The organism is Nocardia sichangensis (genome assembly GCF_047200615.1).
GTDB classification, from domain to species: Bacteria; Actinomycetota; Actinomycetes; order Mycobacteriales; family Mycobacteriaceae; genus Nocardia; species Nocardia sichangensis.
This window is the reverse complement of sequence record NZ_JBJZOK010000002.1, coordinates 1-15,346: the sequence shown is the minus strand read 5'-3', so window position 1 is coordinate 15,346 and position 15,346 is coordinate 1. Positions and strand designations below refer to the sequence as shown.

Here is a 15,346-nt window from a genome sequence, read left to right as displayed (position 1 = left end):
AATAAGGCACTGAGTTGGTCTTATTGCTCGGCTACTTCGAGCAGCTACTGGTCAAGTAGGCGCCTCGCCCCTGTCGCGCCACTGCGAAAGACACCACGGGTTAACGGTACTAGCCCCAGATCTACGGCGAACGAATCGCCGAGACATCAGTGGGCGAGGACGCTTCTCAGCTCGGGAAGAACCGCTTCCAGGAACCCTGGAGCTTTGCTCCCACCGAGGACGAGTTGTCGATCCAGCAGCCGGTTGCCCGCTTCACAGGACGTCTCACTGACCAGAGAGCATCCATGGCACGCCGCCAGGTTCAGCCGACTGGCCCCCTGCCGGTCGCTCTCGATACAGACCGGATCGTTCGAGCAGATTGCGGCGTCGTCCAGCGCGGCGAGGAAAAGAGAGACGAGACGCTGCGGCTCACCGAGCCGCACCAATCCTCCTAACGTGCCCTGAGCGTCACCCGCTACGGTGAAGATCAATATCCCGGCCGTGGGATCTGCTCGATTCGAGTTCGCATAGATTCGTTCCTGCAATGAAGCCGATGAGTAACCACTTTGGAACGCGAGCCGCCTGATCAGGAGGTGGGCGATCGTGTGGAGAGCAATGTAGCGGGGCTCGGGATCGTCCAGACGACTAGCCCATCCCGAATCACGCCGCCGGTCGACCAGCACCCGAGCACGGGCTTGAACTTCCTGTTGCGACTCCCATTCTGCAAGGCGCTCCTCGGCGAATCGGATGAAGATGCCCTCCCCGAACAGTTCGATGGCAGGAAAGATCGGACGACGATGCTGGTCCGGCCCGATATCCGCAGGAATGAACGACGCCTGGGCACTTTGACGTCTGAATCCACGGAGCGCCCGGACCTCCCGCACTCTCCGAACCTGGCCCACCCCGGACACTCTGTCGATCAGTGAACCGATGTCCGACGTGCCTCGATCAAGTTTCCGACCATCGACCACAAAGTTGCTGTCGCTTCGATCTCGACGATGCGCGAGTTTGCGTAGGAAGGCTGCCCATTCACCATCTTTCAGGTCGAGCAGAATTGATTCATCGCCACCCCCGTCGCCACCGAGAACAGCGAGTACCTCCTCGGCTGTGATCCCGAGGTCAGCGGCGATCCAACTCGCGATCATCTCCGACTGCGGACCACCGTTATCGGCTTCCAATCGGCTGAAGAAGTCGTGTTTGCGTACCTTCTCCGCTATCCCGCTGGACCTGGGCTGGTCGTCCGGAATGTCGAGGGCCGAGACACGCTCCGCGATGTAGTTCCCGGTCGCACCGCGCTGCACAGCGATCAGCGGATGATCACAGGGCTGAGTTGCAGAGTCACGCACCTCCCAGGGCTGCCGACCTTCGCACTTGATGCCGTCACGGCGAAGGGACTGGGGCCCGACGAGTTCGGTCAGCGGCCGAGATCGCTTGCACTTGCTACAGCTGACCCGTAGCGATGCCAGGCCTTCACCATGCTTGGCGGAGCGCACGAAACGCAGCTCGGCGTACGCACGGCAGAACCGGACTTCCTCGGTGACACCCTCGTCTGTCCCACGGTGGGCCCATTGGAACCAGTTGATGTCCTGCATGTGACTGCCACCCTGGCACACAGCGATATAGCGCATCGGTACCAAGAATCCACCGCAACCACATGCGTTGCTCCACCGGCCTTTAGACTTGCCGGAGAGCTTGGAGAGCCTAGTGCACCGCTCGCAGAAGCGCCAAGCGGGAAAGCGCCAATACATCAGTGCCGCAGTGTCTTTAGCACTGCGACCGGCATGCGACGGCGGTTGACGGAGCTCCCCCCGGCCCAGCCGGGTCAGCAGCCGATCACACCGGATCTCGGGCGATCGGCTTCGATCCCACCACGACGCGTCCGACGCAGCGAGTGACTCACCCCGAATATCCACTACAGCGCCCACACCGAACGGTGTGATCGTCTCAGAAAGGCGCAAGTCATGTTTAATACGATCCATGATCGACCTCCTCATTCGGCTCTCGCACTTCGACAGCGACGTTAGTTTCCACTGACCGCATCGAGTCGCCGACCAACCAGCCCGGCCCGTACTGTCCGAAACGCCTCAACAGTGATGGCTCGCTCGTGCTGGGCCAGTCATAGCGCAACGACCCGTTCCCCTGGCGTGCCGCACGAGCTCGCTCGTCCCATTCCCGTAGGAGTCGACCGATCTCTTCCCTCGTTTCATCCGTCTCGGCTGGATCTGAGCGGTTGACGAAGCCGAGAAACTTGTCGATGACGTGATTTACTCTCAGCCGCAAGTCCTCGTTCTCTAGGTCGAAGAAAATCGCGGACGTGTTCTCGGACAGCATCGAAATGCTCTGGCGTATAAGCGCAACGAGGGCCCCGGCGAGCGACCTGTCACGCGACGCCAACGACCAAGGCGTGACGCTGGTCGGCTCGACGCTCCGGTACAGCGCTTCGTGATAGCCACGAAAATTTTCGAAATGTGATCGATCCCTTGCACGATTCGAGCGGAACAGGGTGACCACGATTCCGTTGTTCTTGCCACGACCCACCCGACTCGTCGCCTGGATGTACTCCGCAGTTGTCTTGGGTTGTCCAACCATCAGCATCAACGCTAGACGTGGAATGTCAATGCCGACAGATAGCATGTTAGAGGACAGCACGACATCGATAGCTTCTCCCGTGGTGTCCGCGGACAACCGCAGTTCACGAAGATCGTTCGGGAGTTCCTCCGGCCCGCGACGGCTCGTCAGCTCCAACACCTTGCCAGCTCGAATAGGCCGCAGCGGGATATCCAGGCGTGCGGCGCGGGTCTCCAAGCGCCCGTTGACGTCATCCACGACAAGCGTTCCTGAGCGACCCAGCTCACGCAAGCTGTTGTGGTACATCACCAGCGTCCAATAGGCATCGAGGGAGATCCCCCCGGCGCCGTTGCCGGTGACCACTTCCGGGATCTCGATCAGCGGCGCGGTACTGGCGACCAGCGCAGATGCCTGCGACACCGATTGGGGCATCAGACCGACGTACAGGCGCCCTTCTCCTGACTTGACTGGCCGGGAGAAGAACGTGTTGTCATCATCCAAGCCAGATGGCGGGTACAGGTGCACCGTGCGGCCGTACAGCCCGGCGATCTGCTCGTCCGAAGCGCGAATCGTCGCGGTCGACGCGATGATCTTCGGAGTGCTTCCATTCGTGGACAACAGTTGTTGGATCACCGCGTCGAACACCGCCACGGTCGTCCCCAGCGGGCCGGACAGCAGGTGCAGTTCGTCCTGGATGATCATCGACGGCTGCCGGTAACCGGTGTTGAGCCCGAGCAACCGTCCTGCTTCCGGTTTGAACTGTAAGCGTGCGAACTTATCGACAGTTGCGAGGAGAATCGTCGGTGGGTTCTCGTAAATCACATCATCGACTACTGACAGCGGCAACTCGTGATGAAACTCGCATGCTGCATCTGTGCAGTACAGGACAACATCCTTGCCAACGAGTTTGACACCGTATCTGCTGCGATCGGCGGATCGCTCCTGCGGTACTAGCGGATTCCAACACCATGGGCAGCTCTCCACCTGAAAGCTATTGGCCTCGTCCGGGCGAGCGGCTCGATACATTCGCTCTACGGCTGCCTTGGCTTCAACGAGCGTTGCGGGCGTGACCTCGTTGCCGACCCACAGACCGATGGAGAACTGTGCCATTCCTTTCGTCCGCGGGTCACACTTCCGGAGAATCTCCATGGCGCAAATGAGTGCCGCAGCGCGCTGAAACTGCTGAGCAGTCAGAAGACGTAGCGTGTATCGGGTGATAACCGCCGTACCACCTCCGTCGATACCGTGCACCAAGCGGCGGCGGAAGATCTCGATGGCCGCGAGACCGAGATAAGCTTCGGTTTTGCCACCCCCGGTCGGAAACCAGATCAGATCGACCACTTCGCGATCCTCTTGAGTTTCATCGACCGACGAGGCCAGGGACACTAGCAGAAAGCCCAGCTGAAACGGACGCCAGGCAGGTTCCGAAGCCGAGCCGTCACGATTCACGGCCGTCTTCGCCATCTGTAGGCGCATGGCCGCCATTCCCAGGGAGAATGCCTGTCGCAATGTAGCGTTCTCCGAATCGCGAAGCAGATCGACTCCCTGCTTCATGCGACTGACCGCAGTAGCAGCGCGGTCTACAATTCTGCGGGCGGCCGCCCGGTGTTCGATGAAGGTCTCTGCGCGGACTTCCTGGGTGGAAACCCAGCTAGCGAAGGCGGCCACGAAGGCATCAAGCGACGACAGGACTCGGAGCGGTTCGGTGTCCAGCAGTGCCAATTCCTTCAGACGCAAGGCATTGGCCTCGGGGGAGTCCACCGCAAATCCGGTCGTCTCGACCTGCGGGATGACAAAGGACGGCACCGGGTCGAGGAACACCTTCGAGCAATGCCCGTTGTCGAAGGCCCACTCCGCGGCCATGCCGTGTCCGACGGCATAGACCTTCCGGTTCCGAAATCGGAGACGCAGTTCCGCCGCCTCTTCATCTAGATCGAAGGCACTCGATGAGTAGTATTCCAGGATTCGGCCTCCCGGCGCCGCGGAGACCTCAAGTTCGATCTGGAACAACATCCTGAGGATGTCGAGCTTGTCATCCTCCGTGGAGATTGTTTGAAGACGGATGTGCACGGTGACCAGAAAAGCGTCACCGAAAGGCCGCCACAGCGAGCCGATCTCGAATGGTACCCCACTGGCCAAAAGGGTCTGCGAGGTCTTCACACGCCTGAGTTTCACGTCAGCGAACTCGAACGGTGTGCGCACCCATCGCGGTGGTCCATCGCCTTCGAGAGACGCATAGGTTCCACCCGCCACACGACACACGACGGTTGGTTGGTCAGTGACGAACGAGAGCGCGACCGAGGATGGTCGCCAATCCTCGGCGAGCGGAACGCCCGCGTCCGACTCTTCGATCTCCCCCATCGGAACCATTGCGTCCAACTCGATTTCATCCGGGGTACGAGGAGGATTTGCCCGAACTCCCTCCGCAGGTGCAGGAAACAACATCCCGACCGAGTACTGCAGACTGGGGCGATTGAACAACACCTCGTCCGGACCGCCCTCGGGACCGAGGTAGGCAGCCCGGAGGTGCTTCAGCACGTCTCGCTGAGCGATCGTCAGGGTCATCGAAAGCCTCCCCGCTGTTGGGCTAGATTTTGCAATCTGCGTTTGTCGGCACTCGTCGCCACGACATGCAACGAGACACGCGCCCGCGTAAGTGACACGTAGAACGCGGCGATCGAGGCATCGTTGAACTCATCGGGGAGATCACACACGATCACGTGCTCGACTTCGAAGCCCTTCACCTGCTTCGGAGTCCTGACTGCGTACCCGTCCTCTGTAGTGTCGAATGGTGCCCGGGCCGTCACCGAGATGATCCAGATCTCCTTGCGCGCTATGCCGTTCCCTACCAGGGTGCGAGCCACGTCGGTCGCTCCGTCCACATCCGCGGCCTCGGTCCAGTGCCATTGAATCTTCTCGCCGTGGACGATGCCCGGATCCCCGACGTCGGCACCTAGATATCCCTGCACCGCACTAACGATCGCCTTGGTGTTACGGACGTTGCGGTTCAGGTCGAACGCTGGTGCCTCATCGGCGACCAGGTCGTAGACATCTCGGTCGAAACCGCCGTCGACGTGTGCCTGATTGTTTGGATCCAAAAAAAGACGCCACCGGCCCCCTGACCGCCCGCCGGCAATCACTTTGTCGAGCAGATCCATCGCCTCCGCCGTCATCAGGTCTTGCGCCTCGTCGACGAGGACGGCATCGTAGGCTCGCTCGGTGGTGAGCCGATCAAAGGGAACGACATCGATCTGCCTACCCGCAACGAGCGGGTCGAACAGATTGACTAATCCGGGCGAATGGAAGGTGATCAGCACCGACCGACCCGCATCCGCTTCTACTTTCGCCGCTTCTGCGAGCACGAGGGACTTCCCGGTCCCTGCTCCTCCGAAGACGAGCATGCGCTTGTTTCGCGCCAACGAGGCCAGAATTCTGGCTTGCTCCTCGGTCGCCTTGTTCTGCTCTTCGAGCACTGCTCCGCGCTGGGCATCGATGACCGGCATCCGCGTGAACTCGCCGAACAGCCTTTCCATTAACTTCTTCATCGGCGCTCTCTTCGCCCTGTTCGGCTCGACCCGAGCGTCGGCGAGGAGAGCGTCAAGGGCCTCGGTCAAGCTGGCAGTGGTGGTGTGATCCTTCGCCAACCAATGCGTCGACTTCCACTCGATCGAGCGCGGTGGCACGTCGGTGTCTGGCGTTATGACGATTGCCTCGTGCGCGAACCAGCCAACCCCGTCCTGCTGCAGAATGTCGCGAAGAGCGAACATCGCGGACTGCGCCTGCGACATCGGCGATTCCTTAAGTCGGTGCCACTCGCCCCGGCGGTCCACTGACCACCAGGAGCCGTGATGCTTACCAACGCCACCTCCCTTGACTTCGACGACCACAACGAGCCCCTTCCAGAGGATGACGAAGTCGGCCTCGGCCTGTTGCTTGCGGGCGTGCGAACGTAGCCTCACGGAATGGAACGCGACAGAGTCCTCAGGACCAGCTATTTTCTTGAGAATCCGCGCGATCCTCTTCTCTGCCTCACTCGCGGAGCTTCGCTCGATCTCCACGAGGCCGGGGACGATGATCATATGCGGTACTCCTCCCACAGATCGGCATACTTGCGGAATCCGAGGAAGTCGTTTGTATCACCGAAGTTATCCTCCAGATCCACGATTCGACACACCTCGCTTCCCTGATTCTCCGGTCCACGAAGACCCCGACCAGCCATCTGGATATAAGCGTTGGGACTGAACGTCGGACGGGCGATGTACAGCGTCCGGACTCCGGGTGCGTCGAATCCCTGCACTAACAGGTCGCAGTTGGTCAAGACATCAATCTTGCGGTCCTTGAAGCGTTGGATGATCTCCCGCCTTCTCTGTCTACCGGTATCGCCGCTTACGGATTCGGCGACGAGACCGCGATACGATAGAATGGCAGCGAGTACCTGCGAGGACAGAATGCTCGGCATGAATACCAACACCGACCCCTCGCGGTAGGTCCGCATGATGTGCTCGACCAGGGTCTCCATACGCTTGGTATCGCTTCCGATCTTGTCCAAGACACTGGGTTTAATCGATCTGAACACAGCAGCGTGCCGCAACTCGTCGGCGTCCATCTTCACGGCGTGACCGGTGGCGAGCACCTCGTGCTCCACGCGCGCGAGAATCCTCTTCTCGGCGAGCCGCCGGTAGGCGTCACGCTCAAAGGCACGAAGAATCGTATTTCCGAAGCGCGCTGCTAATCGTTCCGACGCGCCATCGGAGTTGCCTTTGAACGGGGTCGCTGACAGCCCGATGAGCGGACGTTCGTGACCGCGTCCCGCGACGCCCAACCACTCAAGAATTCGAGTGTATCGTTCGGAATCCCCGGCACGGTGCCCCTCATCCACGACCACAGCTGCCGGGTTGCGGAGCCAGTGATAGTCCGACCGGCCAAGTACATTGTCGAGCTGGGCGTCGGTCGCCACGACAACACTGAATTCGGTGTCGGGCTCGTGCACCTCATTGCTGTCCCAGAGTCGAGCAATGGTCAACGGACGCTCGTCGCCGAGACCACGCCACACTAAGCTCCAAGTCTGTACCGCTTGTTCGCACAGCTCCTGTGACTGCGCGATCCACAGGATCGTGCCGTGCATCTCGTCGTCGCGGAAAAGCTCGAGGATGGTCTGTGTTGCCACGCGGGTCTTTCCGGATCCCGTCGGTAATTCAACCATCGCCTTAAGGCAATAACCTTTGTCGTCCTTCTTGGTAAGCACATCACGAAGCTTCACCCGGATATCACGCTGGAAGTCGTGCAGCGAAGTCAGTCGCGTCGCCCCAGGGACAACGAACTCGGCCTCCTCACGCCTCGATGAACGACCGGCGTATTCGGGTCCGAACCCCATCTTGTGTAGCCAGGAGATCGTTGCGCTACTTCCTACCCATGCCTTCGGCACATCGGGGAAACCCTCACGTCGGAAGGCTTCGGCCAACCTCCTGATCGTGTCGGTTCCGTAGACTGTGAAGCACAGTTGAGCCACCGAAGTCGACGAGTCGACCAAACGCTGTGCTTCTAGCGCCTTCCACAGCCCCTTTGGGAGTTCGTCACGGAGATCATCCTCACCAAAGTAGATCTCGATGCGTTCGACATCACTGCAGGCTGCGCGCGCCTGCTGACGCAGCCTCTCGAGCCGGTGGTCGACCCCAGCCCGTCGAACCCCGTCCAGCTCGGCATTGTTGAAGCCGAGCTGGAACGCCTCGTTGACGACTCTCAACAGCTCACGTTCATCAATATCGGATTGCACGTATAAATCCGAGTCCGTCAGGTGCCAGTCTTGGGATTGGTCTTCGACACCATCAGTCGTGGTCACCCGCTTGACGATGCGCATTGCACGTGTGACAGTCGCCGTCACGAGCTTCCCAGCGGCGGGACGACCTCGAAGCCCTGCGAACACATCCAGGATCTGCTCTGTCGACTGCTGACCTTCGAAGTGCATCGAGAAATCGAAGGTGTCCTCGAATCGGAGGCACCCGACTTCCTCAACGAGTTCCTCTGCCATCTCGGCCGTCGCATACAGATAGGGCCGGTGTCGATCGGCCAGGAAATTCCGTTGTTCATCAGTCGTCGCGATGAAAACCGATGTCGGCGGTCGTGGTTCGATTCCTCGGCCTACCCGGGCAGGAATTGCCGGGGGTCGATCGTCCGCATACACGATGCGGGTCGCCGACGTGATGAATTCTGCCAGCACAGCGTCGCTGATATCGGGTCGAAGCTGCTCGTACGCCAAGGCCGCCTCAAGAATGTCCGGCGCGACAGCCTCAAGAGTATCCGCCAAGGCAAGGAGATCGGCAACCGGCCGTGGTCCGTCGAATAAGGGCAGGACGAACTGATACCGCACCAGTGAAGAGGCGACTACCTCGTCTAATCTGCGGATACCGAGCGATGTCTTCGCGACACCTGCTTGCTGGGCGGCCCATAATGCGGGGGAGGTCACTTCGTACGAGTGCCCGGAGTCCTGATCTTCGCAATCCCACACAGCGTCGCCGTGACTGAGCAGGCTGTACGTCCACCGTACCCGAGTAGCATCCGGCACGCCCGCCTCTCGCAGCATGAACAACATCGAGAACGGCCCCGGTGATCCGCCATTGCGTGGATAGAGACTGATCCGCTCGACCGGCCGATCGCCAAGCCCCAGGATTTCGTTAATGGACTGAAGAACCCACTGCTCGTACTCGTGTTTCAGCGGTTCGTCATCGATCGAATACTTCCTCTGAGGCCCGGTCACGACTCCCAGAGAGTGCGCCACATTCGGCATGCATCTCTTGCGGTCGAGCATGAAGCTCGCATACTGGGGGCCGAGATCCGCATCGATATCGAAAGTTTGCCGAGGCCAGGCCCATCCACCGTCGCGGGTTGGTACCTTGATGACCCGACGCCCGTCCGACGCCAGCACCTTGACCGCGTCTGACGCCGACACACAATCGACAGCATCCCAAAGACGCATGAGTTCCTCGTTGGTGGCCGACGTCGACAACTGACCGACCCTGGCTCGGAGGATCGCAAGCGGATCAAGGTTCCGGAAGCCGGCCTTCAAGAGAAGATCCCGCACACCGTTCAGTCGAAGAAACTCCGGCGAAACGAAGGCGGCGCCCTCGATCTCCAGGTCTTCCTCGGCTTCCAGAAAAACCATCGCACTGTCCGAAATCGCGCGAAATCCGACGGTGGTAGGAACCACCTTGGCGTCGGCGTGGTTGAACCGGATCGCGAACCGTAGCGCATCGACAGCAGAATTGAGGTCGTTCCCTTCAGCCCATTCCCGAAGCCAGGACAACATTCCTCGCCTAGGAACCAGTGCCAACGCCTTCTTGAGGTCTCGACTCTCGTCATCGATGATGTCGGAACCAACTCCTTGAACTAGCAAGGTGCGCAGTCGAGTGAAGCGTTGCTGCGTGGTATAGCAACGCCAGTGCGGCACATCCGTTCCTGTGTTCGGCGAGTCACTCCATCGGTGGTGCCACTGCGCGAATTCCGGCTCCTGTTTAACCGCCAAGTCAAGTGCACGCAACTCGTTCGGATAGCGGCGCACGCCCTCGGCGTCTGGAATCATCGGAATGGTAACCGATAGTTGCGGTATAATCGAGCACAGCACCGAGTCGCCGAAGGATTTTTCCTCCCTACCACGAGCAGGCAGGTAGTCGAAATGCGATGCAGGATCCTCCGGGGTCCGGACACGGGTGACGAGTTCGGCAAACATCTCGCTCATCGTCTGGAGGATTTCTCGATTGTAAGCGTTTCTCAATAATGTAGTGCGATCGTCATTGACGCTCCAAGGCGCATTGAACAGACCGGAGGCCGACGTGGCATCCTGCAACGGAAAGTACGACCAGAACCTTCCGACACGCTGACGCGAGTTTCTAGCGGGGACGGCGACAGTAACCTTAACTCTTTCCCGTGAAACTGCCTCTCCCACTTCTTGCCTGGCAGCTTTGGAGGGCCGGTGCATCCTGTCCTGCACAATCCACTCTTCGCCGGTACCGTCCGGTCGTTCGATCTTAAGGACTCCGTCACCCATGTCTCGAGACGTATGTGTCGTCTCGAATCCCTCGGCACCGATCGTTCGGAGCTGGACTTCACGGACAGAACTGACAAAAAGGAGAAACTCGGAAGAAAATCCCTCAATCTCCTTCCGCAACTTGTCGAGATTTACAGCGTGCGGCAGTTTCACGATGGTGGTCGCCCACTGAGCAAGTTCGGCGAGCACCGGGTCCGCCGCGAATTGTCTCTGCGCGTCCAGCAAGGTTGCCGTCCGCAGGATCGGGTAACGTATTGCACCAGATCGCACAGTCGCGATCGCAGCGTTTGCCACCTCGGAGTTGAACTCGAAGGAAACCGACCGACTGAACACCTGAGGGGCGCGAGTGACAGCGAGGACCGACTTGAAACCGAGACCAAACCGGCCGATTTCGTCTCCACGTTTCGCGCTCAGATGCGCGTGTGAGATCGCGGTCAACCCGGCCTTTGAAAACGGTCTACCCGCATTCGCGCAGTACAGGGCCGAGTTCTGGAGGTCTAGAATGATTTCCACCCGTTTGCCCGCCACATCCGATCCGTCAGCTACCACGCCCGCCATCGCGTCAGCCGCGTTCTGCACGAGTTCGAGCAGCGTTCGATTCGCGTAGCCACCAACCCGAATCGACTCTTCGTGATTGGCATGTTCGATGACAAGGTGTGGGTTCGCCTGGTACGCAGCGATTGCGCGGTCAAACTGGTCTCTGACGTCCTGGACCAGGCCCGGATCCGGGCTCCACGAGTTCGCCGCTGTCTGATTCAATGCCATCCTACTGACCATGTCGGTTCTTCGATTCTGTTGGGCTGCGCGGAATCCGGCTACTCCGTCGTGCCGCCGACGACAGATCGCGTGCACCATCGTGTGGCGTTACAGAGTTCAGCCGACAGCTGTGCTGCCGATTGCCGATACATCACGGAGGTCGAGACCGAAGGGAGGTTGACGAACGGATCCGGTGGCACATCCGGGCAGACACGAGATAGGGCGCAGGGAGGCCGCCCCCGCGGATCGGACCGCTGGCTGTCGCACAGAGCGGCGAAAGGCAGGAACGTGTCCGCAACGTATCGAACGCCGATGAGATGGATCACCCGCACTCCCCACGAAACAAGGTCGGTGAAGGGAGGTTTGGTGCCCCCCGGTTGTGGATAAACCATATGCCCAATCAAGCGATGGGATGCAAGCTATCGCGTAGATCGGTGGTGCCGACTGAGCCGCTGAGCAGGTTACCTGCGCGAACTTTGGGTCGCAGAGTGGTGACGAATGAGGTCGGGTTAACCGAACAGAACGAGTCCCGTCGGCTCCTGTGCAGACTCCGCCTGCGGCCGCCACTTCTGGCGCGCATGTGGACCGACAGCTCGAACTCCGGCTAGCACCGCTGGTTCACCGAGTTCATCTCGTCGACGAACCGATGTCCACGACAGTTCGAAGGCCTCTTCCGCCTGTTCCCGTGTCACCTGCAGCCCTAGCGCTGCGGACAACACATGCAGCCCGAAGATGGGCGGCACCGCGTTGCCGATCTGCTGTGCAATACCGCCGCCAGACCACGGGTAGTCCTCAGGGAAGCTCTGAAGCCGTCCCGCCTCTGCATCGCTGAAGCGACTTTCACCGCTTGCAGAGATAACCCTGTTCCTGGATATTTTCCCAGTCACAGTGGCTGAGGGCTGTCTGGACGTGCGGACACCCCGTAGTCTTGGGTTTCCCCCCGTGCCGTAGTTGGAGATAACTTCGAAGTCATCGCCTCGAGCGGGCAGGGCCTGTCCCATAGTCTTCCAGACAGGAAGTCGATGGTCGTCGCTGGCCCGAAGACCCGCCTTCCGATAAATCCTGTGTGTCGGCTCAGGCATACAGGGTTCGATATCCAGCGACGCGATGAGCACGGCACGACGCCGTGTCTGTGGGACACCGAACATCTCGGTATGCAGCACTTTGTGGGCAACTCGGTACCCGAGTCTCTCCTTCAACACCTTCCCCATGGATTTCCACACCGGCAGCACCGCCGGAACCTGTTCGAGCACAATGGTTCGATATGGGCTGCCAGCTGATCCGGCCTCTAGCGCCCAGCGAAGAGGTTCGAGGACGAGAGCCGTTCTATCGTCATCGAGCCTGCTCAGTTCCAATCGGAGGTTGGCTTCCCCAGCGCCCATCCGTTCGACGAAACTGAGTACTGTCTTCAAAGCACGACGGCCCGCACCGGAGCCCGCCACGGTAAAGGTCTGGCACGGCGGCCCAGCGGCAAGAATTGAGGCTTCAGGAACCGATGCCGGACCGAAATCCCGTACATCGTGAACACGATGGTTGAAGCCAGCAGCCCTTCGTGTCGCGCAGGCGTCCGCATCCCACTCGAGCCCGTACACCTTCAGACCTAGCCACCGCGCAGGCACATCCAGGCCCCCGGGTCCAGCGAACAGGTCGACCATATCGACCTCGTTCGGGCGTGTGAGGACGTCTGGCTGTTCTAGCATGACTGATGATCTTACTGACGGCCATCGTGCGAGCCACTCACTGTTGAGGAATAGCTACTAGATGGCGTGGGCGGCGTCGCGCTTGCGATCTGGCGCTGTCTCGCCGACTCCTACCAAGCATCTACGAAGGGTCCAGAGACTCAAGCATCCTCAGGAGACATGGCTGATCTACATCAACAGCGCCGCTATCGCTGACGAACTAGCAGGACTCGTACCTGAAGGATCGGATCCTTCCGCCGGACGGTAGCAGTCTCTGTCAGACCAAGCCAGCCTTTGCGATTGTTGATCACAGCACCGAACCACAACCCGGCGTGAGCCGCCAATGCGTGCGTTCCTTGTGTGCGATCCCTGCCGCGGCGAAAACCACTACGTAGGAAGCTTCAACTACGAAGGCTCCTCTGGGAACTGGCTCGGATCGTCGTCTTCGAAGCACTGGACGAAGAGCTTGTAGAGATCGCGCGGTTGTCGGTGTGCTGTCTGCGGGCGAACGAACTCGATCGAAGAATTAGCAATCCGTGTAGCACGTGTATTCGATCATTCAGGCCTGCCTGCCCGTAGTACGACGACATCTGGATGGAGCGTCCATGAGTCAGGGAGGCACCGGGTCGCTGCTGGACATGTTCCGCAATGATCCTCAGCGACAGCCGTTAAGGCGGAGCCCGAAGGGCCAGCAGAGCTGGTATCAGCAGGTCCAACGGCGACACCTCATCGGCGAACGCGGGACCTTCGATAATCGGGTCGAGGATCGGCGCGGCGTACAGCCGTCCGGCGTCCGGGCCGGCGACACTGCGCGCGCTGACAATCAACTCGTACAGAACCACGGCGAACAAGCGGACACGATCGGCCTCGCTGAGTCTGCGGCCGACTGCTGTCCTGGTGGCGTTGCCAAGTGCGGTCAGCACGTCCGTGAGCACGTCGATTTCCGCCTCTGCGGGGACGTCGTAGTTCATACTCCGGACCACCTGTCGTCTGGAGTGAGCGCTTCGGTCGGACGTGGTTCAACGATCTCGCTGTGGACCTGGGCGCGGTCGTCGACCACGCGAATGCCGGTCCATGGGCACCGACCGCGCGCCGCACCGGCCGTGGCGACATGTGGCGCAATCCGGCCTGCGGCGAGCGGCACAACGACATCAGTGCAGTTCTTCGACGGACAGCGCACCGCGAGAAGTTCACCAGTCACTTGATCGCTCTTCGTCACGCCACAATGCGTCGCGGTGATCCATGGTTCGCATTCCGGGCCGCATCCGTGCGCGTCATCGGACATGGTGCACCAGTCCCCTCCGCTTGCTCGCCTGCGCGACACTCTCCCGAATCGCACTGACAACGGCACGTCCGGACGGCCGAAACGGACCGCTCGGCGGCTGTACCCACGCACGGAACAGACCAGGTCGCTGGCCCGGGCCAGGCAGAGCGATGATTCCTCCGCCACGGATAATGGAGACCTGCAAGCGCGACATCTCCGCGAACAGCCCTATCTCGTCCGGAAGATCCGCACTCACCAGGATTGTCCACCGCTGCGAACGCGGGTGAGTCAGAATCGGGCCGACCTCTGGACCGTGGCACCGCATCCGCGCCTTGACCTCAGAACCAAGAAATGCCGGCATCATCAACCCGCATACGACGCCGGTGCGGATCACGATCCGGCCCGTGTGCGGCGGATCTACCTCAGCGGGTAGGCCACACACATTCCGGTAGAAGTGGCACACCGACAACGGGGTGTCCTTGATGTCCTTCGGCGAACTCATTCGGGTGTCCCTCCGTCTGGTTCAACGTGGCATGCACCCGCCGCCGGGGAGTCGGTGAGGGTCCGATTTCAACCCGGCGGCGGGGCCGCTTCCAGCTTCGCCAGGGCAGGCATGCGATCCCAGCCACAGGACTTGCACAGAAGTAATACGCTTGCGCCAACAGGCTTTTGCAGGGGCAACAGGGGGTGAGCATGATCGTCTGCAAGTGGACAAAGGTGGAGGTCAAAGCGCTTCGCTTGGCGGCCCTGCGGATGACGCAGGAGCAGTTCGCCGAGAAGGTGGGCTTCACGACGGCGACAATTCGGAAGTGGGAGCGCGCAACCCACGCGAAGCCGGTGCGGAATGAGTCGGCTGAAGCGTTGGACACCGAGCTTGCCCGTCTCACTGATGAGCAGCGTGCCCGTTTCCGCGCCGAGATCAACTCCGTACACGAGGCCACGGTGCCGCTGGTTCACCAGCGCTTCGTCGGCATAGCGAGCGATAGCCTGGTCAGGGATGGTCGCGATAGCGCGCCGGAAGTCGAGGACATTGTGAAGCGACGCGAATTCGGAATGCTA

7 protein-coding genes are annotated in these 15,346 nt (G+C 60.5%); 1 reads left to right on the top strand and 6 read right to left on the bottom strand.

What is annotated here, in order from left to right:
- Nucleotides 1-146: 146 nt before the first annotated feature.
- From drmB to ACL03I_RS02485, 6 genes are all read right to left on the bottom strand, one after another.
- Nucleotides 147-1,958, bottom strand: a complete 1,812-nt coding sequence (drmB, locus tag ACL03I_RS02510) for a DrmB family protein (RefSeq protein ID WP_412805067.1) — start codon at nucleotides 1,956-1,958, stop codon at nucleotides 147-149.
- Nucleotides 1,945-5,112, bottom strand: a complete 3,168-nt coding sequence (locus ACL03I_RS02505; protein ID WP_412805066.1) for a helicase-related protein — start codon at nucleotides 5,110-5,112, stop codon at nucleotides 1,945-1,947. Before ACL03I_RS02505 ends, drmB begins: the two co-directional genes overlap by 14 nt.
- A complete protein-coding gene (locus ACL03I_RS02500) occupies nucleotides 5,109-6,626 on the bottom strand; it encodes an NERD domain-containing protein (RefSeq protein ID WP_412805065.1) in 1,518 nt (505 codons plus the stop codon). The genes ACL03I_RS02505 and ACL03I_RS02500 overlap by 4 nt, the downstream gene beginning before the upstream one ends.
- A complete protein-coding gene (locus tag ACL03I_RS02495; protein ID WP_412805064.1) occupies nucleotides 6,623-11,353 on the bottom strand; it encodes a sacsin N-terminal ATP-binding-like domain-containing protein in 4,731 nt (1,576 codons plus the stop codon). Before ACL03I_RS02495 ends, ACL03I_RS02500 begins: the two co-directional genes overlap by 4 nt.
- Nucleotides 11,354-11,853: 500 nt before the next feature.
- Nucleotides 11,854-12,999, bottom strand: coding sequence for a DNA cytosine methyltransferase (locus ACL03I_RS02490; RefSeq protein WP_412805063.1), 1,146 nt, complete (start codon nucleotides 12,997-12,999; stop codon nucleotides 11,854-11,856).
- A 692-nt stretch (nucleotides 13,000-13,691) separates the two neighbouring features.
- Complete coding sequence (locus ACL03I_RS02485; RefSeq protein WP_412805062.1) at nucleotides 13,692-13,994, bottom strand: hypothetical protein; 303 nt, start codon at nucleotides 13,992-13,994, stop codon at nucleotides 13,692-13,694.
- A gap of 986 nt (nucleotides 13,995-14,980) precedes the next feature.
- Here ACL03I_RS02485 and ACL03I_RS02480 point away from each other — a divergent pair.
- Nucleotides 14,981-15,346: helix-turn-helix domain-containing protein (locus tag ACL03I_RS02480; RefSeq protein WP_412805061.1), on the top strand; the 366-nt coding region annotated here is incomplete at its 3' end.

Coding starts and splice junctions, on each gene's coding strand:
- drmB (WP_412805067.1), bottom strand. CDS start 1,958: ATGGATCGTATTAAACATGACTTGCGCCTTTCTGAGACGATCACACCG.
- ACL03I_RS02505 (WP_412805066.1), bottom strand. CDS start 5,112: ATGACCCTGACGATCGCTCAGCGAGACGTGCTGAAGCACCTCCGGGCT.
- ACL03I_RS02500 (WP_412805065.1), bottom strand. CDS start 6,626: ATGATCATCGTCCCCGGCCTCGTGGAGATCGAGCGAAGCTCCGCGAGT.
- ACL03I_RS02495 (WP_412805064.1), bottom strand. CDS start 11,353: ATGGCATTGAATCAGACAGCGGCGAACTCGTGGAGCCCGGATCCGGGC.
- ACL03I_RS02490 (WP_412805063.1), bottom strand. CDS start 12,999: ATGGTCGACCTGTTCGCTGGACCCGGGGGCCTGGATGTGCCTGCGCGG.
- ACL03I_RS02485 (WP_412805062.1), bottom strand. CDS start 13,994: ATGAACTACGACGTCCCCGCAGAGGCGGAAATCGACGTGCTCACGGAC.